The 21,549-nt window shown below is 40.7% G+C and carries 21 protein-coding genes; 15 read left to right on the forward strand and 6 right to left on the reverse strand.

Annotated elements, in window-relative coordinates; all coding sequences use genetic code 11:
• Positions 1-123: 123 nt before the first annotated feature.
• The 3 genes from EHS11_RS04365 to EHS11_RS04375 all read right to left on the reverse strand — a co-directional run bounded on the left by EHS11_RS04365 (position 124) and on the right by EHS11_RS04375 (position 4,391).
• Positions 124-1,104 carry a TPM domain-containing protein gene (locus EHS11_RS04365; protein ID WP_210413626.1) on the reverse strand — a complete coding sequence of 327 codons (981 nt, stop codon included), beginning with the start codon at positions 1,102-1,104 and terminating at the stop codon, positions 124-126.
• 77 nt (positions 1,105-1,181) lie between these two features.
• Positions 1,182-2,789 carry a SulP family inorganic anion transporter gene (locus EHS11_RS04370; RefSeq protein WP_135763196.1) on the reverse strand — a complete coding sequence of 536 codons (1,608 nt, stop codon included), beginning with the start codon at positions 2,787-2,789 and terminating at the stop codon, positions 1,182-1,184.
• A gap of 27 nt (positions 2,790-2,816) precedes the next feature.
• A complete protein-coding gene (locus tag EHS11_RS04375) occupies positions 2,817-4,391 on the reverse strand; it encodes a helix-turn-helix domain-containing protein (protein WP_167884348.1) in 1,575 nt (524 codons plus the stop codon).
• A gap of 127 nt (positions 4,392-4,518) precedes the next feature.
• On the opposite strand from EHS11_RS04375, the gene EHS11_RS04380 reads away from it, so the two are divergent.
• The 4 genes from EHS11_RS04380 (at position 4,519) to EHS11_RS04395 (ending at position 8,933) form a co-directional block, all read left to right on the forward strand.
• Entirely contained in the window at positions 4,519-6,357 is a 1,839-nt protein-coding gene (locus EHS11_RS04380; RefSeq protein WP_135763198.1) for an alginate export family protein, read from the forward strand.
• A gap of 173 nt (positions 6,358-6,530) precedes the next feature.
• On the forward strand, positions 6,531-7,124 hold the full coding sequence (locus EHS11_RS04385) for a TetR/AcrR family transcriptional regulator (protein ID WP_135763199.1): 594 nt from the start codon (positions 6,531-6,533) through the stop codon (positions 7,122-7,124).
• A 58-nt stretch (positions 7,125-7,182) separates the two neighbouring features.
• The gene (locus EHS11_RS04390) at positions 7,183-8,085 is read left to right on the forward strand and encodes an alpha/beta hydrolase (protein ID WP_135763200.1); all 903 of its coding nucleotides are present in this window, start codon (positions 7,183-7,185) and stop codon (positions 8,083-8,085) included.
• A 224-nt stretch (positions 8,086-8,309) separates the two neighbouring features.
• A complete protein-coding gene (locus EHS11_RS04395) occupies positions 8,310-8,933 on the forward strand; it encodes a TetR/AcrR family transcriptional regulator (protein ID WP_135763201.1) in 624 nt (207 codons plus the stop codon).
• Positions 8,934-9,124: 191 nt separating this feature from the next.
• Here EHS11_RS04395 and EHS11_RS04400 read toward each other — a convergent pair whose 3' ends face one another.
• The gene (locus tag EHS11_RS04400) at positions 9,125-9,904 is read right to left on the reverse strand and encodes a lysophospholipid acyltransferase family protein (protein ID WP_342775414.1); all 780 of its coding nucleotides are present in this window, start codon (positions 9,902-9,904) and stop codon (positions 9,125-9,127) included.
• 24 nt (positions 9,905-9,928) lie between these two features.
• Between EHS11_RS04400 and EHS11_RS04405 the strand changes: the two genes are divergently transcribed.
• From EHS11_RS04405 to EHS11_RS04430, 6 genes are all read left to right on the forward strand, one after another.
• Complete coding sequence (locus EHS11_RS04405; protein WP_246047589.1) at positions 9,929-11,074, forward strand: cytochrome-c peroxidase; 1,146 nt, start codon at positions 9,929-9,931, stop codon at positions 11,072-11,074.
• Positions 11,075-11,442: 368 nt separating this feature from the next.
• A complete protein-coding gene (locus tag EHS11_RS04410; RefSeq protein WP_135763203.1) occupies positions 11,443-12,045 on the forward strand; it encodes a hypothetical protein in 603 nt (200 codons plus the stop codon).
• 51 nt (positions 12,046-12,096) lie between these two features.
• Positions 12,097-12,978 carry an LIC_13355 family lipoprotein gene (locus EHS11_RS04415; protein ID WP_135763204.1) on the forward strand — a complete coding sequence of 294 codons (882 nt, stop codon included), beginning with the start codon at positions 12,097-12,099 and terminating at the stop codon, positions 12,976-12,978.
• 356 nt (positions 12,979-13,334) lie between these two features.
• Positions 13,335-14,114, forward strand: coding sequence for a class I SAM-dependent methyltransferase (locus tag EHS11_RS04420; protein ID WP_246047590.1), 780 nt, complete (start codon positions 13,335-13,337; stop codon positions 14,112-14,114).
• Positions 14,115-14,126: 12 nt separating this feature from the next.
• Positions 14,127-14,684, forward strand: a complete 558-nt coding sequence (locus EHS11_RS04425) for a slr1658 superfamily regulator (protein WP_135763205.1) — start codon at positions 14,127-14,129, stop codon at positions 14,682-14,684.
• A 15-nt stretch (positions 14,685-14,699) separates the two neighbouring features.
• A complete protein-coding gene (locus EHS11_RS04430; RefSeq protein ID WP_109022073.1) occupies positions 14,700-15,047 on the forward strand; it encodes a slr1659 superfamily regulator in 348 nt (115 codons plus the stop codon).
• Positions 15,048-15,058: 11 nt separating this feature from the next.
• Here EHS11_RS04430 and EHS11_RS04435 read toward each other — a convergent pair whose 3' ends face one another.
• Positions 15,059-16,222: a GNAT family N-acetyltransferase gene (locus EHS11_RS04435; protein WP_135763206.1), complete on the reverse strand. Its 1,164-nt coding sequence runs from the start codon at positions 16,220-16,222 to the stop codon at positions 15,059-15,061.
• Positions 16,223-16,339: 117 nt separating this feature from the next.
• Between EHS11_RS04435 and EHS11_RS04440 the strand changes: the two genes are divergently transcribed.
• Genes EHS11_RS04440 through EHS11_RS04450 form a run of 3 tightly spaced genes read left to right on the forward strand, consistent with a single transcriptional unit; the run spans position 16,340 to position 19,412 of the window.
• Entirely contained in the window at positions 16,340-17,851 is a 1,512-nt protein-coding gene (locus tag EHS11_RS04440; protein WP_135763207.1) for a PP2C family protein-serine/threonine phosphatase, read from the forward strand.
• A gap of 7 nt (positions 17,852-17,858) precedes the next feature.
• Positions 17,859-18,809: an adenylate/guanylate cyclase domain-containing protein gene (locus EHS11_RS04445; RefSeq protein WP_135763208.1), complete on the forward strand. Its 951-nt coding sequence runs from the start codon at positions 17,859-17,861 to the stop codon at positions 18,807-18,809.
• 33 nt (positions 18,810-18,842) lie between these two features.
• A complete protein-coding gene (locus EHS11_RS04450) occupies positions 18,843-19,412 on the forward strand; it encodes a slr1658 superfamily regulator (RefSeq protein WP_135763209.1) in 570 nt (189 codons plus the stop codon).
• On the opposite strand, the gene EHS11_RS04455 is transcribed toward EHS11_RS04450, so the two are convergent.
• Positions 19,402-20,052 (reverse strand): TetR/AcrR family transcriptional regulator, encoded by a 651-nt coding sequence (locus EHS11_RS04455; RefSeq protein ID WP_246047592.1) that lies wholly within the window; start codon positions 20,050-20,052, stop codon positions 19,402-19,404. The two genes, EHS11_RS04450 and EHS11_RS04455, sit on opposite strands and share 11 nt — an antisense overlap.
• A gap of 96 nt (positions 20,053-20,148) precedes the next feature.
• Between EHS11_RS04455 and EHS11_RS04460 the strand changes: the two genes are divergently transcribed.
• Both EHS11_RS04460 and EHS11_RS04465 read left to right on the forward strand, forming a co-directional pair.
• Positions 20,149-21,105 carry a hypothetical protein gene (locus EHS11_RS04460; protein ID WP_135763210.1) on the forward strand — a complete coding sequence of 319 codons (957 nt, stop codon included), beginning with the start codon at positions 20,149-20,151 and terminating at the stop codon, positions 21,103-21,105.
• Positions 21,102-21,542, forward strand: a complete 441-nt coding sequence (locus tag EHS11_RS04465) for an ABA4-like family protein (protein WP_135763211.1) — start codon at positions 21,102-21,104, stop codon at positions 21,540-21,542. Before EHS11_RS04460 ends, EHS11_RS04465 begins: the two co-directional genes overlap by 4 nt.
• Positions 21,543-21,549 lie beyond the last annotated feature (7 nt).

Raw genomic sequence — 21,549 nt, forward strand, 5'->3', positions numbered from 1 at the left:
GAGGTTCCCAAATAACGAAAGAAGACAATCCGTTATTTTTAGTCCCTTTCTAGAATTTTAAAACATGGGAAAGAATCCATCTTAAAATTATCACTCGGAATCGGTCGATAGTGTTGATAGATATTACCAGCTTCCCGAACTTCCGCCACCTCCAAAGCTACCACCGCCTCCTCCGAAACTACTACTGCCGCTGCTACTGCTGCTCCAACCGCCACCAGAAGAAGAACTACTTCCCCCACCGGAACTGCCGAATGAACTTTCCTTTTCTTTCATTCGCTTTCTACCATGTGGTGTAAGCAGATGATAAAGTTTCCATAAACCTATACCGATTGCATAAATCAGAAAAATGCTAATGCCGATATCTGGTCCGTGTAAGGCGATGGGAAAAAGACTCCAAAAAGGAAATAGAAAAAAATAAAGAACCCAACCGAAAAAAGGAATGTTGGCAGCAAGATAAGTGAATATTCCCAAGATCCCAAAAACGAAAATGCTACCGAAAATTCTTACGGTAATAGGTATGTTTTCCCCACCTCCGTCCATCTCTCCCAAAAAAGCAAACGGTCCCAAATAAGAATAGTCCTTGGGAGGAGGAATCGTATAAGTTCCCGCAATAGCATCTAATATTTTATGAACACCATTTCGGATCCCTTCTTCAAAATCACCTGCTTTGAAAGATGGTTTGATTTCCTGTTCGATGATTCTATGGCACAAAACATCCGTTAAAGTACCTTCCAATCCGTAACCGACTTCTATTCTGAGTTTTCTATCATCCTTGGCGATGAATAACAAAACACCGTTGTCCTTTCCTTTCTGGCCTAGCTTCCAAGTCTCCGCGACCCGAAGAGAGTATTCTTCCAGATTTTCGTCTTCTAAAGAAGAGGTAAGTAAGACCACGACTTGATTGGAAGTCTCTTTTTCATGTTGAACTAGGAGATCGTTAATTTCTTTTTCAAATCCGGGTGTTAAAGTCCAGGTTTCGTCAATGATATGGGAGGAAAGTTTCGGAACTTCTTTTGAAATCAGAAGGTTCGGAGAAAAAAGAAAGATCGGTAATAAGAAAAAAAGAATCCTGAATCGGAAAAATGCTACTCGAAGGTTTTGCATAGGTTAGAGCCGGGCTAATCCTATGCAAAACTTAGATTTTTGACAATCTATTTTTGATCTGTAAAATCTTTATCGACTCAGACCAACCTTCTGGATGACTGAGGGTGATTGGAAATCGGTTTCAGATCGTCCACTCCGGAAATGATTACCTTTCCGCCATCGGATTCATAATCGTTTTTGAAATCGTTCAAAAAATCCAGTGCGGAATACCCTGCAAATTTCAATGACTCGCATTTGATTTCAATCGACTTTCCTCTCGGCAGTTTGTTTAGGGTTCTTTTCACACTCAGCATATTTGAAAAAATCAATGCTTTGCGAATATGCAAAGTATAAGAATCTGCCTTTTCATTTATCTCCACATCGGAAACAAACATATTGCGCAAAGGAACACCTAATATCAGTTGGATGATCAATTTTGTAACAATACCGGCACCTACACCCACGAGCAAGTCTTCAAAAACCGTAAAGAAAACAGTGACGAGAAATACAACGATTTGATCCCAACCTTTTTTATAAGCATGAATGAACTCAGCCGGTGAAGCAAGTCTTACCCCGACCATAATCAAAACCCCGGCAAGAGATGCCAAAGGGATCTTATGAATCAGTCCGGGCAGCAGAACAATGAACACGAGCAAGAACACACCGTGGAAAAAATTGGACCATCTTGTTTTTGCCCCGTTATTGATATTAGCCGATGATCTGACGACTTCCGCAATGATCGGCAAACCACCGATCCATCCTAGAAAAAAGTTACCGATACCTTTCGCTACGAGTTCCTTATTCATATTGGAACGTCTGCGATATGGATCTACTTTGTCAATGGCGGATGCAGTCAAAAGAGATTCGATACTTGCAATGAGTCCGATCGTAACTACCATCAGCCAGAAAACCCCGGTTCCGATCTTATCAAAGTTAGGGTGAATGATTCCGTCAGTGATATGTGCAGGAAGAGTAACGAGGCTTGTAGGGCCGATTTTGTAGATTTGATCCATAAGAGAATACGAATGTTCGTCTTCCAAATCGAATACAATCCCGAGCACCACTCCTATAACTACTGCAATCAGAGGAGCCGGAAGTTTTTTAATAAAAGCATTTTTGATTCTACCGAGTAAGACCAAAACAAGAATCGTCGAAATCCCTATGATCGCAACTTTCGGATTTATTTTACTCAGACTGAACGGCATTTCCAAAATCAATCCACTGATCGTTTTTGCCACAGGAGTGATTCCCAAAGCAACATAGAACTGCTTGGATATAATGATGATACCGATAGCAGACATCATTCCGTGAACAACGGAGATGGGAAAGAAAACCGTTAGGTTCCCCGCTCTCAGTAGTCCCAAAACGATTTGAATGGCACCGGCGATCACAATCACCGCAAGAGTGTATTCAAATCCCAATCGGTTGTCGCCACCACCAAGCACGGTAATGGAATGAAGAACAACGGCAATGAGACCTGCTGCAGGTCCGTTGATCGTAACATAAGAACCACTGAAGAGAGAAACGATGAGTCCCCCCACGATTCCGGAGAAAAGTCCTGCCATCGGAGGAGCTCCGGAAGCAAGAGAGATTCCCAAACAGAGCGGCAATGCGATTAAAAAAATAATGAAGCCGGATATTAAATCCGATTTCCAGTTTTTCCTTAAACCTTGTAGACCATCATCAGGTATAGATGTACTTGTCATAAACAATCCTTGATTACTTACTTTTTCTTAATTAATTCGCTTAACTTTTGTCTTTTGCCCTAATTCTTGTTTGCGGTATTCATTTGGATTGATACCGGTTTGTTTTTTAAACTCCAAATAAAAAGCAGACCGAGATCCAAACCCAGCCTCTCTCCCTATATCCGAAATATTCTTACCTTGTTCTTGTAATAATAATTGTTTCGATTCCAAAACTCTGTAATAATTCAGCAGAGAAGGAAAATTCATTTTGAATTCCGAATTTACAAGTTCACTTAACTGGTGATATCCGATTCCTAAAGATTGAGCAATTTGTTCCTCGTTGCAATCTTCCGAAAGGAAAATCTTATCCTTTTCCAACATCTCTTTCAAATCGGAAGTAACCTGAACCACATCGATCTGGGTTAAATTCGATTTTTTAATGATTTGTGAAGTATCTGTTTCCATTTTGTCCACCTGTAAAAATGCAAATGATGTGAAAAAAGGAAGATAGAAGATTGCACCGAAGTTTGTGAAAAAATGATAAGGATAAAAATCAAAATGAAAAAGAGTCATCAGAAAAAAGAAAAACAGAAATATTCCCCAAGAAGTTACGTAACCCAGTTTATTCCGATGATTGGAAATCATTAACGCAAAATGGCTTTTTACAAAATAAAAAATCATCCATCCGAATACGAAGGACAGTAACAAGATACGATGTTCGTACCAAAACTGAGAAACGGGAACCAATAGGTAAGCGAGACCGGATAAAGAAGTAAGCCAAAATGTCTTGGAGCTAGTCAAATTTCCCGATTGAAAATGATCCCATAACAGTAGATAAGCGGAAAAAGCAAAATGATTCAGACAAAGTAAAATAAAATAAGCATGACGAAACAGATTGTTTTCATTCCCGAAAACATCCGCAAACTCTTTGCCGTGGATGAAATAAACAAGCAGAGTGAATAAACTATAATGAATGCTTAAACCGATATAAACAAATCTTTGTTTCTTGCGAAAATTGATCCCTGCCCAAACCAGAAAGACAGCCATCATAATGAATAAAAGTATAAAACCAGTCCAGCGAAACTGCTTAAACCAATAATAACCGGTTCCTGACATCAACCGAATCGGATAATTTAAGTCTTCATTCGATTCAATTCGTAGATAGAATGTTCTGGTTTCTTTTGGTAAAAGATCAATATTGAAATGAGGATAAGGGGATAATAATCCAAAAAGGCCTGACTCGGTAGAATACCCGCTGAAGGAATCCTCTGTTTCCCCTGTTCTAGACTCGGAGCAAAGTTCGGCTACAGGGACATTGATCCACTGAACCAAAATGGTTCTTTTCAAAACCAATTCGGAAGGATTTGATAAAGTAAAACGAAGCCAATTTCCCCTGGGGTTTCTTCTGGAACGAACGGAGCTACCCAAGTTCTTGTGCCATTCAACCCGCTTCAATTCCTCGATGGAATCCAAGGAACAGGACTTAAGGCTCAGGTGACCATCGTAACGATATTCAACCTGCTTGGATATATTTTGATCAAACTCCCCGCTTGGTCCCAAGTCCCCACAGCTCATGGAGAAAATTGCAAATAAGGAAAGTGAAATCCTATTTCGCCAATTCATTTTGTTCCGAGCCATCCCATATCGACTGATTTTAAAGTTTGGCAAAATTATACAAGTACAATAACTTTGTCTAAGTTTATATTTTTGGACAAAACAGATTGTCTAATTTTATAATTCTGGAGATACAATGAATCTTAAACAAATTCCTTCCCCGCTCTCTTTTCCCGGCATTATTCTATGTGCATTACTGATTTGCACTCTTTCCTTGGGCGCAGAAGAACCGGCAACAACAGCGCCGCCTGCGAAAGAAAAATACAAATCCCCCATGATAGAGAAAGGAATCGACCCGGAATTTGCCAGACATATGTTTGTGGAGCCTGAACTTGCCAAGTCGGTCAACAAATCCGAATCTCTCTGGATCAACGATGTTCTGAGAGTGGGTGCTTATCTTCGTCCCCGTTTCGAATCCAGAAACAATCTCAATTTTGATAAATCCAATAAAGAAGTGATAGATAGAGCCGTTCAAACCACTTCCATTTTCTTTCTATTTGATCCTAGTCCTTATGTATCTGCAAAAGTAACAGTGCAGGATGCAAGAGTTTGGGGAGGGGAAGCTCCCGCCTCCTCCGGAGACATCCGGGCCAATTTTTTCAATAACACTCCGACTCAAATTGCCGCAGGACAGAGCAATGCAGCTCTGAATAGCACTGATATCAGAGAAGCGTTTCTCATGCTGAAAAAACTTCCTCTGGATATCAAAGTTCAAGTAGGCCGCCAGATTTGGGCCTATGGCGACCAACGGATGATAGGTGGTGGTAACTGGACGATCAACGGATTGTCCTATGACGGTGCAAGGATCATGTTGGAACGTTCAGATTTCAAAGTCCATCTGTTTGCAGCCAGACCTTTTTGGACCCAAAGCGGAACGAACGGAGTTATTTCCGCAAACGATCCCACTCTCAATTCCGCATCCAAAGGAACAGATACCACATTATTCGGAACTTATAGCTCGGTCAAAATTCTGGATGCAGTGACTGCGGATGTCTACAGCATCAATGTAGTTCGCAAATGGAAACCCAATACATACAACACCACGACCAATCTCCCCAATGCATCCGCAGACGATCCTCTTGCCATGAATCGTTCCAAACAAAATGAAGAATTGTACACTGCGGGATTTCGTTTAACCAATCGAACTGAAAACAACAATTTGCCCAAAGGATCTTCCTGGGATTGGACTTTGGAAAGTGCCTGGCAATCAGGTTTTACAGGAAAAAGAATCCGGGAAAAAATGTTAGGCTATGACCTACCTACCGCTTACCAAAACTTAAAAACGGAAAGGGAAAAATATACGGGGCAATTTCATTTCGCTCAAACAGGTTATACCTTCTTCGAAAAACTTCGAATTGGCGGCCAGATTCAATATGCTTCCGGAGATGCAAACCGTTCCGATGGCAGTGCTTCTACGTTCCAAACTTTATCCAACCCAAGATTCGGTGTGATTCCTTATTTCAATACTGTCGCGGGGATTTCGGAAAACATAGATACCAAAAACCTGATCTCAAAAGGTGCAAGTATCTCTTATAAAACCGACGAATACGGAACATTTCAGGTTTCCTATTTTGCCAATGACAAAGCGCAAAAACAAGATGCTTGGTATGCAGTCAGCGGTGCAGCTAACTCCGTATCAACGATCGGATCCGCAAATTCTTCACCCGTTGATACAGCAAAAGGAAGTACGGAAAGTTATACCAACAACGTATACACTCAAAGTTATTCTTTGGGAAAACATATCTATACCGAGATCGACTTAACCTGGATGGGTAAAATCAACGATAACGTATCCATATGGATGGGTGTAGGCTATCTCCGTGCAGGCAGTGCAATTACCAACTACCGAAATGCTCTTTTCACTTATGATGCGAACAGCAATAGCTTCGGGATCAACCCCAACTATATATTGGGAAAACATAAGGCGGCAACCGACGGAGGGATGGCTTATCTGCAAGTCAACGGCGCCTTCTAACAACTTTGGATTATATTCGTAACTGAATAGAATCATATTTTGACTCATCACTGGATGCCCTTTTGGTTCCCTCCCCAGAGAACCAAAAGGGCGTTTTTTTATCAAAAGGAGAAATCCGATCGGGAAATGTGAAAATTGTTTGACAAAAAAAGAACGATCGTTCGTATTGAAATATGGGCAAGGGCGAAGAAACAAAATCCGTCATTTTGAACCGTGCCGTCCAAATCGCAAGCAAGGAAGGTTTGGATGGGCTTACCATAGGAACTCTTGCGGAAGATCTGAATATGTCCAAAAGCGGGATTTTCGGTAAATTCCAATCCAAAGAAACCCTTCAAATCGAAGTGCTAAAAGTCGGATCGGAAATGTTTCGAAGAAACGTTATCTATCCTGCACTGAAGTCGGAGCCCGGTCTCAAAAGAATCAGAACCTTATTTGCTGCCTGGTTGGATTGGGTCGGAGGAGATGCATTGCCGGGAGGTTGCGTGGTTTTGGGAAGTCTTTCCAACTACGATGACAAACCGGGAGTCGTAAGAGATTATCTGCTGAAAGTGGAATTGGAATTGTTGAGGTTAATCGAAAGATTTTTATCCGAAGTCAAAGAGAGCAAAATCCTAAAACCCGGATTCAAATCCGATTTATTTATCCAAGAACTATGGGGAATCGTACTGGGCTTTCAACTCTACCATCGGTTTTTCCAAGATGCGAAATCAAAAGCAAGGGCCAAAGCAAGTTTCGAAGAACTGATTCAGAGATCTTTGGCACAATGAAAATCAAAAAAATAAATTAAAACATTACAGATGCAATTTCAAATATAAGGAGTAAATTATGGAATTAGAAATAAGCACGAACGTTCGATCTTTTCCAAATCAAGTTCAGAGGAAATTGGATTTTGCAAAAAGAAGACCTGAATTTTTTGGCGCAGTAGCTGAGAACCTCTTCTTTACACCTACAAGATCGTTTCCTTCCCGAAAAGAAAAAGACGTTCTAGCCACCGGAATGGAAAAAACCTTTCAAATGGGTAACAGGGAAATTCATTACTGGCATTGGGACCAAGGGGGTGAATTGATTTTTTTGATTCACGGGTGGAATGGTCATAGCGGAAATTTAACCAGGTTCGTTGAACCATTGCTAGCTGGAGGTTATTCCATAGTCAGTTTTGATATTCCCGGTCATGGTGCTTCCCAAGGAAGGTATAGCAGTTTGCCACTTTCCGCTAGAGCTTTGACTCAGCTTACACAGATTATAGGCGTACCTTATGCTTTTCTCACTCACTCTTTCGGAGGAGCGATCGCAACCTTAGCGATGGAAACGGGACTTGAAGTAAAACGAGCTGTTTATATTGCTCCGCCATTACAATTGGAAGATTTCAGATATGAATTTTGCAATTATATGAATTTCGATTTCAATATTATGGAAAGCATGAGGGTAAGAATAGAAAAAAGATTTAATTTTTCTTTAAAACGTTTGAATACCGCCGAACTTGGAAAAAATTTGAATACAAAACTTTTAGTCATTCATGATAAAGATGATACCGAAGTTCCATATTCGAAGGGCGAAGAAGTAGTAAAGTCATGGAAATCTGCAGAGCTCATCTCAACGGAAGGACTAGGCCATAAAATGATTCTGCGTTCTCCTGATGTGATCGAAAAAGCAATCCGGTTTATCAAAGAGGGTCTTGTTTCCTCGGATTCCGGATTGCTTCAAAGGATTTCCGCTCTGGGAGTTTAATCAAAATCTTAAGGGATTTAGTGAAGGGGCGGATATAAGTGATTCAATATTCGACCTTTCTTCCTGAAATACAAACATATGTTAATGTAAACTAGCGGGTGCTTCCGAGAAATATCCATTTCCGATTTCATAGAATAATAATTCACAAATCCGTTTTATAAGAAATTAGGCTTGTTCCCATTTCACTATTTAAAATAAAATCTAAGTAGAGTAGTGATTCCTTAGTGAAATTAGGTAACCGTACACGTCGTATTCGAAATAGCCTTTCGCGGGAAGAAATCCGCGAAACTTCCCTTCTGATTCTTCGGGAAGAAGGATTGGAAGGTCTTTCCATGCGTAAGATTGCACATCGTCTCGGTTGCAGTGTGGCGAGTCCCTACTCTTATTACGAAAACCAAGTCGACCTGCTCAAGGATCTCATCAAACACGGTGAAGACGAACTACTGGGAATGTTACGAAGATCCATCCCGGATGAAAACGCAAATACGACTTTTCAAAAATTGGCGGCGATTGCCCGCGCTTATTTTTATTTTGCGAGTACAAACAGAGAACTTCACAAAGTTATGTTCAATACGGATTACAACACAGTACATAGAAAGGCATTTCCTCAGCTTCCTAAAAGTTATCGTTTCTTTTTAGAAACTCTTCGGGAAGGATTTGAATTGGGAGAGATTCGTTATCCCAAAAAAGAATATCCTGCGATTGCCCGGATGATGTGGGGTTGGATGTACGGGCTTTTGGTTTTGGATATGACGGGGATGCTGAAGAAAAGACGCGGAAGCGACAACCCAATAGAAGAAGGGATTTCTTATTTTAAAACTCTGCTCGAAGGGACTTCACCTCGTTAGAATTTGTGGGAGGTACCACACATTCTAACGAGCCATTCTTCGTTAGAGGCAAAAAGGCGAACTAAAAATCAAAAAATTTCCGAAGTTACAAAAGAAGATTGCAACATCGCCTGATATATGCTAAATGAAACCCATTGGGTGGCGGGTGGTTCACCCCTCCCAATTCAGGGCGGGGATACCAAAATCCACACTTATTTCCCCTTCCCCGCAATCTCTACATCAACTCCAACGTCGATCGCTCTTCTTTCTTTCAGCCGCAAAAGCTCTTTGGCAATGTATTCCATTACCAAGTTTGCATCCATCGGTTCCCAAATCGGATTTCCAATTGTGATGCGAAGTGGTTTATTTAAATTATAAGCCTCAATGTACATCGGCAAAATGGGAAGATTGTATCTTTTGCTAAGAACCGCCATTCCACCTTGCAAACGTCTGGATTTACGAAAACCACGAAACCAAGTCCCTTCGGGAAAGATACCCAAGCCGAGATTGCCAAGGTTGATGCGCCTCTTAACCTCTTTGATAGTTTCAGGATCGCTCTGATTCCGATTAATCGGTATTAGGTCAAGAGAAGTAACGATGCCTTTTACCAATTGTTCCTTTCTGATTTGTGCAGGAGTTTTTTTCCCCTTTTTGCCAGAGTCAAAACTAGTAAGCGCTGTAGTATAAATACCATGTCTCTTTAACATGGCACGAATCATAAATGCATCATAAGGCATAGTGACCATACGCAAAAATTTATTTCTTGGTTTGATGTGATTGGCAACCAAAATCACAGACTTGCCCTTGAAATCTTTTAGAATATGCTCATTTTCATACGTACATTTTTTACGTCCGTAAATCTGTCGCATAGGCTTGACAAGCGCCCACATAAATATCAATCCGAGAAATCTGCCTAAATAATACAAAGCTCTATCCTTCCTATTACTATCGTTCGAACGAATTAAAGTGACTTGGTTGCAAATTTTTTCCACAAAAAAACTGATCCTTACACCAAAATGTGTAAACGATCGAAAATTGGACAGAAAGATGATTTGACCATTTTAGGTAGTTTTCTCTGTTTGGTTACTATGTTTCTGGAAATGAAGTTGTATTCCAACAAAGAGTTTTGCAAAATATTTCTGTCGTTAACTCTTGTTTGTTTATTTTCAGCATGTAACCCTGATCCGACACGAAGCAAAAATCAAGGTAATGACAGTACAAACTTATTGATTGCCTATCTGCACCAACTGCCCGGCGGAGCGGAAATCCAAGCGGAAGCCAAGGCAAAAATCGGGTTATTGCCGGCAAATACTCCCGGCTCGGAATCGGACACTCAGGCACAGATCACATTAGGAAACAAAATTTTCAGAGACAATACCTTGTCTCTCAATCATGTTCAATCCTGCCACACCTGTCACCCGTTAAATGGAAATTCCGCGGGCATGGACGGTCAATCCACATCCCGTGGCACCTTCGGTCAGGAAGGAAGACGAAATGCACCGACGATTCTCAACGTGGGGTATCTTCCTATTATTTTTTGGGACGGAAGAAAACAAAGTTTATTCGATCAGGCGGTAGCGCCTTTTCTCGATTCATTGGAAATGGCTTTGCCTTCGGAAGCGGAATTATTACTGAGACTACAAAATAACTCCGATTATGCGTCCTTATTTCAAAGCGCTTTTCCCGATTCACCTGCAATCAGTATCGATTCTTTGAGAAAAGCTATTTCTGCTTTCGAAAGATCTTTGATTTCCAAATCCAGATTTGATGATTTTATAGAGTGGGATTTGCGTGCACTGAATAATGAAGAGAAACAAGGATTAAAAACCTTCTTGGATCTGGGTTGCACAAATTGCCATAACGGATATCTGTTAGGCGGCACTCAGTTTAAAAAATTGGATTCTTTTTATTCCTATAATCCGAGTGATTTGGGCAGATTCGAGTTTACCGGAAATCAAGACGATAAATCTTTTTTTAAAGTTCCTCCCCTTCGTAACGTAACATTGACCGCTCCTTATTTTCATGACGGAAGCGTTAGAACTTTAAAAGAAGCGGTAACAAGAATGAATCAATATGAAATGAGCCGGCCGATGACCGATTTGGAAATTGATTCCATCGTAACATTCTTAAAATCTCTTTCTGATAAAACAAAATCTAATTAGATTTTGAACATTGACAGAAAACTGTATGGTTACGAATCTGGCCTTATCCTTCAGGGAGGAAACAGGTGCAATCCCTGTGCTGACCCGCAACTGTGATACGTCAATGAAGCCTATGCTTCGTTAGATGGTAAGCCAGATCTTCCCCGCAAAGAACACTCCGAGGTATGGGAACTTTGCACACTTACCTATGACTCTATTCTAGAGACATAGGTAAAGGGGCCCCGAAGGCTAAATCGGGGCACCCGAATGGAAAAAAAGTTACTTACTCTCTCTTACTTAGAAGTCAAGGCTCCTCGTTTAACAACGAAGATATACCTATTTCCAAATGGCGTTCCCCTAAATTCAAAAAAAGATTTAGGAGAATCTAAATGAAAACAATTTTAAAACTAACGATTGCTATGTTGGCAATTTCTCTTTTTACGGCCTGTGATTCAGGAAAAGTAAACAAATCCGATGCAGACTCGAATTTGCTAACAGGTCTTTTTATCGGTCAACAACAAGGACAAGCACAAGGTCAATCCTCAATTCTTAATTCCTTAATAGAAATCCGAGGCTATTGGAAAGGCGGATTTTGCAGCGGTGGAACTTGCACAAGCTTCACATCAAATGTTTCCATCGCACAGGACCCGACAGGTTTCGGAGTATGGGCGTCTGGTTCAAGTTATACGCGAATCATATCTGCTGATAGCTCTGCACGAACTCTGATTTATCAATATACACCGACTGATTCATTCAGCCCGAGTAAATACACGAAAGTTCTTTGGACCGAACCTACTTCTACCGGTTGTGAAAACTCTGCTACAAAATGTTTCTACTATTGCACTGTGTTTCCCAACTTTGCAACTTTAGCGGAAGCTCAAAATGCCAATCTGTCGACATATAGTTCTACAGATCCGACTAAAACCGGATGCAGTGGATTCGGATGGAGTAAAGCTCTCTTCGTATCTTCCAATCCAACAAGCTGGAACTAAGCTAAATTTTTTGACCCTGTTTTGTAAAACAGGGTCATTCGGAGAAAAAAAATGAAGTTTAAAATCAAATCATTCTTTAAAGAATTAATTCATTTACTTGTACTAATTCTCTTTCTGTCTTGCTCGGGGGAAAAAAAGAATAATGAAACCGATTTACTACCATTGTTACTTTTGACCCAAACATCCTCTACCAGCTCTGCCACCGGTACCTGTCCGCCTTCCTCTTTACCTTCCGATATCCCGATTGCAACTACCGTAGTTTCGGCAAATTCTACAGTGAGCGGATTCAACGATCCTACAAAAGCCATCAACGGAATCTGCGGTGGTGGAGAAACATCCGGCTCTCTCGATGTGTATTCACTTAACCTAACGGGAGCAGGTGCTACAATGATCCTCTCTTGGGGAGGAAAAACGGTAAAAAATGTTTCCGGAACGGATTTCATCGTCTACGAAAACCCGTTCAAGATCAGTGACACTAGCGATCGTTATGCGTTTGACCCGATGGTGGTTCAAGTTTCCTTCGATGGCTCTATATATTGCGGATTTAATTTAAGCGGATTCGGAGGAGGTCTTCCGAGCTCCGACAATAATAAAATCGCTTACTGGCCCGGTTTTGGCGGCCTTCGCCCTGTAATTTACAACATGACTTCGAAATTATTCACTTTGGACCAACTGTTTACCGCTAGTGGAAGCGGTTTCCTTACAGGTGGCGGTGACGGATTCAATTTGGACGATTTGAGTGACTCGGACACAGTAAACCCTGCTTGCAATAACACTGCAAAGACCAATATCCAAACGAACGGATTCAAATATATTAAAATGATATCTGCAACTGCAGTTACAAACCCCGCTACTTCTGCCGGCTATGTGTACCCGCACGCGTATACAAATGGACCCGATATAGATGGAGTCGTCGCAAAATCGGTGGAATGACTATTTTTGAAAGGATATGCTTTCGATTTGTGCCAAAATAAGATGAGACATAACAAATATTCAGACAAGAGCCGTTTAAATACTGGATTCAGGTTTTTTCGGAACTCTTTAGAAGGATGTAATCTTCCCTTGTTTTTAGAAAAACGTAAGGAGAGAGTTTAGCCACTGCTAAACGATCCTTTTGATACGCCTTCCAGGGTTCGATTTCCTAATTTTTCTTGTCTTTTTACGGGAATTGGTCTATTCTTAACAATTATAACGATTTGGCGAAAAAACTTTGAGAATTCAGTTGACCAAATTAAAAAAAAAGGATTCTTTTTCTAGAGCTAGATCGCGTTTGATTTGAGATTTTAACTTTGAGCGAAAACTTTTATACACAAAAAATTTCCATCCATGACGAGATGCCCAGACTCTCCGCTCAAGCAAACTTGTTTCGTTTGCTTCTGGATCCTTTCTTTGATTCTATACATTTTGAAAAAGAGTCAGGCAAGGGATTGGACGCCGGGGCTGGTCCGGGAATTTTAGCTAGTTTTCTCACCAAAAAAAACCCGAACCTAGTTTGGTCCGCATGCGATATTTCGGAAGAAATGGTTCAATATTGCAAACTCTCCTACCCCAAAATAGATTGGAAGGTTTGCGATCTGCATAATCTGGATTACCCGGACAACAGTTTTGATTTTATATTTAACTCCATGGTTCTCATCCATATTCAAGAGCCTGAAAAGGTAATGAAAGAATTCTACCGAGTCCTCAAACCTGGTGGAAAGTTACTCATCACCTGCCCCAATGATAAAACTTTCGAAGGGCCTCCCGTTCTTTTGGAAATGGTTGCAAAACACGCAGAAATCCATCCTGCTGATAGGTATGTGATGGAAAAGGTTCCGGGCTTTGCCAAAGACCTGGGCCTGACCTTGGAAGCCAGAACCGACTTCATTGCGAGTAACGATGGCAATGACGACAAACCGAAATTAGATTACCCGACCATTCATTTAGGAATGATGACAGGTTGGTCTATGTTATCATTTATGGGGCACCCGGACGGTATGCAGGATGTATACTCTCGTTGCCAATCGGAGTACATGTCCAATCGTGTACGTTTTTCATTGAAATTAGAAACTCATTTGTATCGGAAATAACGGAGGCGGAATTTGAACGAGAAAGTACCGAAAATAATCGGTGAATTTCAAACGATACCAGACAATTTGCCAGCTGACGGGCAGTTAAAATTGATCTTTCAGCCAATTGATATGACTACCTACTGGCGTCGATGCGGTCTTACTGCCAATTTTGTTGCCGGTTTTTATTCTTATTGTTATGAAGCAAGTGATACCAAAGCGAATTCACTTTCTACAATTATCAATGAACTATTGGAAAACGCATCCAAGTTTTCCAAAGCGAGAGAAGGACGCATCCAAATCGAGCTAAAACATTACGGAAATCTTTTGAAGGTGGATGTTTCCAACATCGCCTCCAAAAACCTTCGCGAATCCTTTGAGGCATTCGTGAGCAAACTACAAGCGGAAAACGTAGAAGAGCTTTATTTTTCTACTTTAGAATCGAAAGAAGATGGCGACACAAAGTCAGGACTTGGACTTCTCATGATGTTGAAAGACTATCCTGTCCGGTTCGGTTACAGTTTCAATGAGATTGATGCCGATACTCATGAAATAACGGTGCGAGCCATCATCAACGTAGAAGAGATATAACCAGGCGCAAAATTCATGGAAATCAAAGACTTAGACTACCACATTCAATTTGACGAGGCGACGAGAACGGTGAAATTCGTCGGTTCCATTCGACTTCAAAACTTACCAGCATACGAACCAATTAAAAACTTTTTACGTGATGTCGCCAAACTATGCCAAGGCGTATCTTTGACGATGGATTTCAAAGAGCTTCAATTTGTGAACAGTTCCGGGATTACCACACTGTCCATGTTCATTATTGATTCCAGAAAGAGTGCTTCTTACCAAATTAAAATATTAGGTTCTTTGAATGTATCCTGGCAATCCAAGTCTCTCTCCAATTTTAAGAAACTTTGGGACCAGGTTGTTTTGGAAATAGCTTAATTATTAATTTTCTACGTCTCTACACCGCCCATCTCGTACAATCTACGATAATCGAGCATGCGGCGGGACATTTCATTGAATCTCTGTCCCAAAATCACAAACAAGTTCGTTAACAATTTCATCGCAAGACTCGGGCTTTGTAGTTCCAGTTTTTGAAACTCGTTCGGGGTTAAAATCAACAGTTTGGCCTTATCCCGGACAACAATCGTTGCATTTCTTTGTGTTTTGGCAACAAACCCCAGTTCACCGAAAATCTCCCCTTGGTTTAAAACGGCAATCGTTGAATAGGAACCATCCTCTTTTTGCACAAGCACGGATACGGCACCTTCCAGAACACAAAACAAACCCTGGCTTTCCTGGTTTTGTTTGAACACTACGGCCCCCGGCTCATAAACGATTAAATCCAACATGGAAAGAAGTTTGGAAGCTTCCTGTTCCGTAAAATTGAACAGGAAAGAAAGCGCTTGGTTGGGAGGAAGGGCCATATCTGTAACGATATTGCTCCAGACTTCTTCTCCTTCCATGGAGAAAAGAGGCCGAATGTCTCTGTAATCGGGAAACCGTTCCTTAAATAAATCGGCAAGTTCCGTTCCCGCCGGATATCTTTTGGCAAGTCTTAAGAAAGGAGAATGAATCTGTCTTAAATATTCATGATCATCCAGAAGAAAGACCATAGGAATCACATTCCCGTAATCAGGATGATCTATATTTTTTTTGTACAATCTGTATCCTACTTGGCTGTACAAGCGCACGAGATGCGGGTTTGTGTCGATAAAGTCGATCAGTATACCATTTTCCCGGGCATGTTCATAAATCTTCATGCAAAGCATACTTGCTGCGGCAGAGGAACGGTATTCCCGACGCACCATAAGCTTGGTAGACATGGATACTTGATTGGGGTAGAAAGGCTGAAAATGACCCATGTCATAGAGGTTTTCACATTCCAGCTCCCCATCCTTGCGGAAGTTGATTCTAACAGTTCCTATGACCTGGTCATCATCTTCGGCAAGAAATAAATGACCAGTGTCGTCATACGGTTCATGAATTCTAGCTTTCTCATGGTCAGCAAAGGATTGTTTTCTGTTCATTTCTTGAACATAGATATCATAACGTAATTGGAAAATTTTTTCCCGATCTTCTGAATTTTGCGCCAACCGAACCCGAATTTGACCCATTTGCGGTTCCTCCTAAAAAAATGAAAAATCATTTGCAATTTATGCAAAATGTATGACGTTATTAGCTAATTTTCCTCATTCTCAATATCGAAATATAAAGAAAGAAACCTGTAACCTATGTCGCAAGCCCCCGCTACCGAAAACCGATTCGTCCTCTCCGATTACTACAAAACACAACTCAAAGAGATTGCTTACCAAGGTGAATTTCGTGCGGAAACGTTCGCTACGAAATTCCGTTTCTTCTTCCTTGGCTTCTTAGTAATCTTTGCCACCCTCGGCCTCGTATCGGGCAGACCCGTTATCGAGTTCTATTTTCAACTGGCTGCTATTTTAGTTTTACTTGCTTATAATTTTATCGTCTATTACTCCCTAAAAAAATCAGGCAATTACTTAAATATTTTTAAATTTCTTTCCTCTTTTTTAGAAATCTCACTTCTAACGTTTGTTACAGGGTACAGCGCTTATACACAAAAGAACCCGAGTTTGGTTTATGCCGCTCCGATGGTCTATGTCTATTTCATTCTCATTGCATTGGCATCAATTCGTAATAATACGAAAACAATTATATTCGCATTGATCGTTTTATTCATTGAATATGCCGCATTAACGATCGTATTTTTTCCGCAGATGTCCCAATTCAATGAGAAATTGATGGAGATGTCGGATATTTTGAAACCTCACTTTTTGGAAGAGCAAGGTTCCTTCTTCATAGTCAATGCAGTACCGATGGGAATTTTTCTTATCTTGCTCTATATGATTGTTACAGGCGGTTTGATTTTATACGCAATCGTAAACACGTCACGTACAACGCAAGAACAGGCAGACTTGATTTCCAATACGGAAAAACAAGCCATCCTGGAAGAGAACATGCGTTTGGGAATGGAGTTGGATGTAGCAAGACAAATCCAAGCGATGGTTCTCCCTCGTACGGAAGAATTAATTGAAATCAAAGAATTGGAAATTTCAGCAAGAATGGATTCGGCTAACGAAGTGGGTGGAGATTACTACGATGTCATTCCTCATGAAGACGGCACGATCTATATCGGTATAGGAGATGTAACGGATCATGGTTTGGCTTCCGGTGTTGTAATGCTTATGACTCAATCTGCATTTATCACAACTTTGCAGGCAAAAACCAAATCTTTACGCGAATCTCTAAAGTCCATTAACTCTATCTTATTTTCAAATATTCACATAAGGATGAAAGACATTAGAAATCTCACTCTATCCTTGTTTTCCTATAAAGACGGTGTTTTTACAACAGCCGGCCAACATGAGACCATTCTGATTTACAGACAGGCGGCAAAGAAGACAGAGATCATCGATACGACCGATCATGGTATGTTAGTCGGTTTGACGGAATCCATTGACGAATTCATTTACGAGCACAAAATCGAGCTCGGCCTGAAAGACATTATGCTTCTTTATACTGACGGTGCCACAGAAGCGGAAAATGCAAACAGAGAACAATTCGGTTCCAAACGTTTGGTTGAGTCCTTGGAAAAACATTCCGGTCTTCCCACTACGGATGCCATTATCGAAGCAATTTACAAAGACATCTACGGATTTATCGACGGAATGCAATTGTATGATGATATTACCGTAATGGTAATGAAAAGAAAGGTCTAAGATTCCTGTGAGCAGCGAAGATCTAAAAGCATTGCTGGAGGAAGAACAGGCCAAGTATGCCGAGCTGGAAGTACTTTACCAAAACATTATAGATCATTCCACGGAAGTGGAAAACGAACTTCTGGAAAATAATAAAAAGATCCAAATGTTTATGGATCGTATGAGGAAATATCTTTCTCCTCAGCTCCATGAGATGATCACCGGTTCCAAAGAAGACGAATCATCAATCAATTCTTACCAACGGCGCAAACTCACTATCTTTTTCTCGGACATTGTCGGCTTCACAACCATCACGGATTCCATCGAACCGGAAATTCTTTCCGATTGTTTGAACAAGTACCTGGATGTAATGTCCTCCATTGCCATCAAATACGGTGGAACTATTGATAAGTTTATCGGCGATGCCATTATGATCTTCTTTGGGGCACCGGTTTTCGAAAACGATACTGCTCATGCATTGAATTGTGTAAAAATGGCAATTGAGATGAGAGATAGTCTTCCTGCTTTGGATGAGTATTGGAGAAAATCGGGGATCAACCACAGCTTGACTTGTCGAATTGGAATTAATACAGGTTATGTTACGGTTGGTAACTTCGGAACCAATGAAAGGATGGATTACACCATCATTGGCGGTCCTGTGAATGTGGCTTCCCGACTGGAACATGCATCTGAACCCGGCGGAGTACTGATCTCCAATGCAACTAAGTCCCTGATAGACGAATTTATCGAGACCAGACCGAAAGGGGAAATTGTAGTTAAAGGTGTTCACACTCCCATAGAAACCTACCAAGTGATAGGTTTAAAAGAAAACCAAGAGAAGAAGGAAAATCCATTCCTTAAATTTGACAGTAACGGATTCTTGCTGAAACCGCTACATTTTGATAAAATCAGTACAGATCTGGAAGAAAGACGATTAATGCGATTTGCATTAGAAAAAGCGCTTGCGGCTTTGAAATAATACTATATCCTATTTTCGTTATACACGAGCATTATGCGAAAGTACAGTAATCTAAAATCAATAGACATTTTAAAAACAGAAGCAGATTCCAGGATCTCGGTTCATTTGAAACCGTTAGACTTAATGTCCCACTGGAGACGGATTGGGATTCTTTCCGACTTTGTTGCTTATTTTTACGGGTTTTCTTTCATTCCCAATGAAACGGCAACTCCGGAAGCAATGAGAAGTTCGGAAATTGTGAATTCCATCTCAACTGTGTTCAACGAACTTTTGGAAAATGCTGCAAAATATTCCTACAATGACAAAGCGGATATTGATCTCGAGTTAGCGTATCGAACCAGCTGTTTTGAAATGGTTGTCATCAATTACACAAATGACAAAAGCCTGGACACTTATGAAGTCAATTTAAAGGAAATCTTCGAGTCGGAAAATCTGGACGATCTTTATATTCAAAAATTAGAATTGAATGAAAATGATCCCCACCATTCAGGCATAGGTTTGGTAATGATATTAAAAGATTACCCGATCGAAATGGAAGTCGTTGTAGAAAACAAAGGAGAGATTTCAAAAGTTACAAGCAGGGTGATTTATTTTACGGATTGATCCGAATCCCATGCACTACTATCTCCAAAAGAGAATTCATTTGTTTTTGTATGATTTCCCTCTCTTCTTCTGTTTTTGTTAAACGCCAGTATCTTTCATTAATCACCGCAAACCCGTGCACAGCACTCCAAACGCTCATAGCAAGGGTTTCCGTGGTGAAATCATTTCTGAAAACATTGTCGGCTTGGCCCATCTCTACAATTCTATATAAACCCATATAGGCTTCTTTGCCTACTTGTTGCAGGTCATCAGGAGGTTCCATATCGCAATTCACCTCTCCACCAAACATCAATTCCGTCCTTCTGGGATGAAGAAGAACCAAATGGATATAAGCGGCACCTGCGGCATTCAGTTTCGGGATAGCACCTTCATTTTCTTTCCACGCGAGGTCCATAGCATCACGCAGATCGGAGAACCCGCGGGTAGCTAAAGCAAAGAGAAGATCCAGTTTGCTTGGAAAGTGCCGGTAAGGCGCTGAATGGCTTACACCTAAATCTGAAGCGACATCCCTGAGACTCAAGGCTTGTACCCCTTTTTCCTCTAAAATCGCTTCAGAATGCAAGAGAACCATGTTTCTTAGGTCACCATGGTGGTATGACTCGGAAGTCTGTTTGGAAGTTTTGTTTTCTTTTTTTTTCATAAATGTTTGCAGTGTCTACTTTTTATGTTGACATCGACTACTTACATATATACACTGTCAACATCAAATTGAATTCAAAACGCAGAGGAGTCAACCATGTCTTTTATTTCAAACCTCGCCTCAAAAGGAAAAAACCCGTTATATGCAAACGGGATGCTTATGGGAATTGCATTGGTCTTTCTTCTTCCTTTGTATTTCTTAGATGAACGAATGATACTTTCCGTCCCGATTTGGACAAAGCCGATCAAGTTTTCAATCTCAGTGGCTCTCTATTCCTTCACGTTGGTATGGATTTTACAAATTTCCGGACTTTCAAACAAATCCGCGCATCGTTTGTCTTGGATACTCACGGTCACTTCCCTACTTGAAATCGTATGCATTTACCTCCAATCCGGTAGAGGTATAGAAAGCCATTTCAACGTAAGCACTCCTTTGAACGGTTTTATTTTTTCCTTAATGGGAATTAGTATCACTATATTCTGGATTGCTCATCTTTTGATTGCAGTCCTTGTAATCCGTAAATCAGGAATCCATCCTTTATTAAGAGAAAGTCTGGTTTGGGGACTGGGAATCGCAGCCTACGGAATGATCTTAGGTTTTGTTATGACGGAGCCCAGACCGGAACAAATTGCTGAAATGCAAAAAGGAATATTTACCGCAAGCGGCGGTCATACATTCGGAGGGGCGGACGGCGGACAAGGGATCAGTTTTTTCGGATGGAGTAAAGTAGCGGGTGATATGCGGGTTCCTCACTTTTTCGGAATGCATGCTATGCAATTTTTTTCAGTCCTGGCTTGGATTTTTTCCATGAGAGAAGGATACAAAAAGAATCTCTCGGATATTGTATCGTTACGACTGTTCGGAATTTCATATCTTTCAACGACAATCCTAATGCAGATACAAGCATTAGCCGGTGAATCTCTGTTCGTCCCTAGTTTTAAATTCCAAATTGCATACTCGACATCTTTGTCTCTTTCCATTTTAGGAATCATTTTGATTGTCTCGAATTTTAAACTAAAAAAACAAATTTCAAAACCAGGAGAAGTTTTATGAATCCAGAAACGGTATTTCAAATAGCAAGCAAGGTTGCAGTGATCGGTTGGCTTATATTGATCATTGCACCGAACTGGAAATATACAAAGAACATCACTACAATCCTAATCTCAACCCTTGCTTTCGGAGGACTGTATGCTTTCTTTATCGGAACCAGTTTTGGTGAAGCGGAAGGCGGCTTTAGCAGCCTTACAGACGTAAGAAAGTTATTTATGAATGACCGGGCCCTACTCGCCGGTTGGATTCATTATCTGTCTTTTGATCTGTTTATAGGAACCTGGGAAATCGAAAATGCAAAGTCTCTCGGTGTCTCAAGATGGTTCGTTCTTCCTTGCCAAATCCTTACCTTTCTATTCGGGCCGATCGGTTTGTTATTGTATTTTCTGATAAGATTGGCGGTTACCAAAAATATCAAACAAGGTAATACATTTGCCTAAGCTAAGG

This window comes from Leptospira ilyithenensis (genome assembly GCF_004771005.1).
Taxonomy (GTDB): domain Bacteria; phylum Spirochaetota; class Leptospiria; order Leptospirales; family Leptospiraceae; genus Leptospira_A; species Leptospira_A ilyithenensis.

What these genes read in the sequence shown, in the direction of transcription:
- EHS11_RS04365 (WP_210413626.1), bottom strand. Translation starts at nt 1,104, where the DNA reads ATGCAAAACCTTCGAGTAGCATTTTTCCGATTCAGGATTCTTTTTTTC.
- EHS11_RS04370 (WP_135763196.1), bottom strand. Translation starts at nt 2,789, where the DNA reads ATGACAAGTACATCTATACCTGATGATGGTCTACAAGGTTTAAGGAAA.
- EHS11_RS04375 (WP_167884348.1), bottom strand. Translation starts at nt 4,391, where the DNA reads ATGAATTGGCGAAATAGGATTTCACTTTCCTTATTTGCAATTTTCTCC.
- EHS11_RS04380 (WP_135763198.1), top strand. Translation starts at nt 4,519, where the DNA reads ATGAATCTTAAACAAATTCCTTCCCCGCTCTCTTTTCCCGGCATTATT.
- EHS11_RS04385 (WP_135763199.1), top strand. Translation starts at nt 6,531, where the DNA reads ATGGGCAAGGGCGAAGAAACAAAATCCGTCATTTTGAACCGTGCCGTC.
- EHS11_RS04390 (WP_135763200.1), top strand. Translation starts at nt 7,183, where the DNA reads ATGGAATTAGAAATAAGCACGAACGTTCGATCTTTTCCAAATCAAGTT.
- EHS11_RS04405 (WP_246047589.1), top strand. Translation starts at nt 9,929, where the DNA reads ATGTGTAAACGATCGAAAATTGGACAGAAAGATGATTTGACCATTTTA.
- EHS11_RS04410 (WP_135763203.1), top strand. Translation starts at nt 11,443, where the DNA reads ATGAAAACAATTTTAAAACTAACGATTGCTATGTTGGCAATTTCTCTT.
- EHS11_RS04415 (WP_135763204.1), top strand. Translation starts at nt 12,097, where the DNA reads ATGAAGTTTAAAATCAAATCATTCTTTAAAGAATTAATTCATTTACTT.
- EHS11_RS04430 (WP_109022073.1), top strand. Translation starts at nt 14,700, where the DNA reads ATGGAAATCAAAGACTTAGACTACCACATTCAATTTGACGAGGCGACG.
- EHS11_RS04435 (WP_135763206.1), bottom strand. Translation starts at nt 16,222, where the DNA reads ATGGGTCAAATTCGGGTTCGGTTGGCGCAAAATTCAGAAGATCGGGAA.
- EHS11_RS04440 (WP_135763207.1), top strand. Translation starts at nt 16,340, where the DNA reads ATGTCGCAAGCCCCCGCTACCGAAAACCGATTCGTCCTCTCCGATTAC.
- EHS11_RS04450 (WP_135763209.1), top strand. Translation starts at nt 18,843, where the DNA reads ATGCGAAAGTACAGTAATCTAAAATCAATAGACATTTTAAAAACAGAA.
- EHS11_RS04455 (WP_246047592.1), bottom strand. Translation starts at nt 20,052, where the DNA reads ATGAAAAAAAAAGAAAACAAAACTTCCAAACAGACTTCCGAGTCATAC.
- EHS11_RS04460 (WP_135763210.1), top strand. Translation starts at nt 20,149, where the DNA reads ATGTCTTTTATTTCAAACCTCGCCTCAAAAGGAAAAAACCCGTTATAT.
- EHS11_RS04465 (WP_135763211.1), top strand. Translation starts at nt 21,102, where the DNA reads ATGAATCCAGAAACGGTATTTCAAATAGCAAGCAAGGTTGCAGTGATC.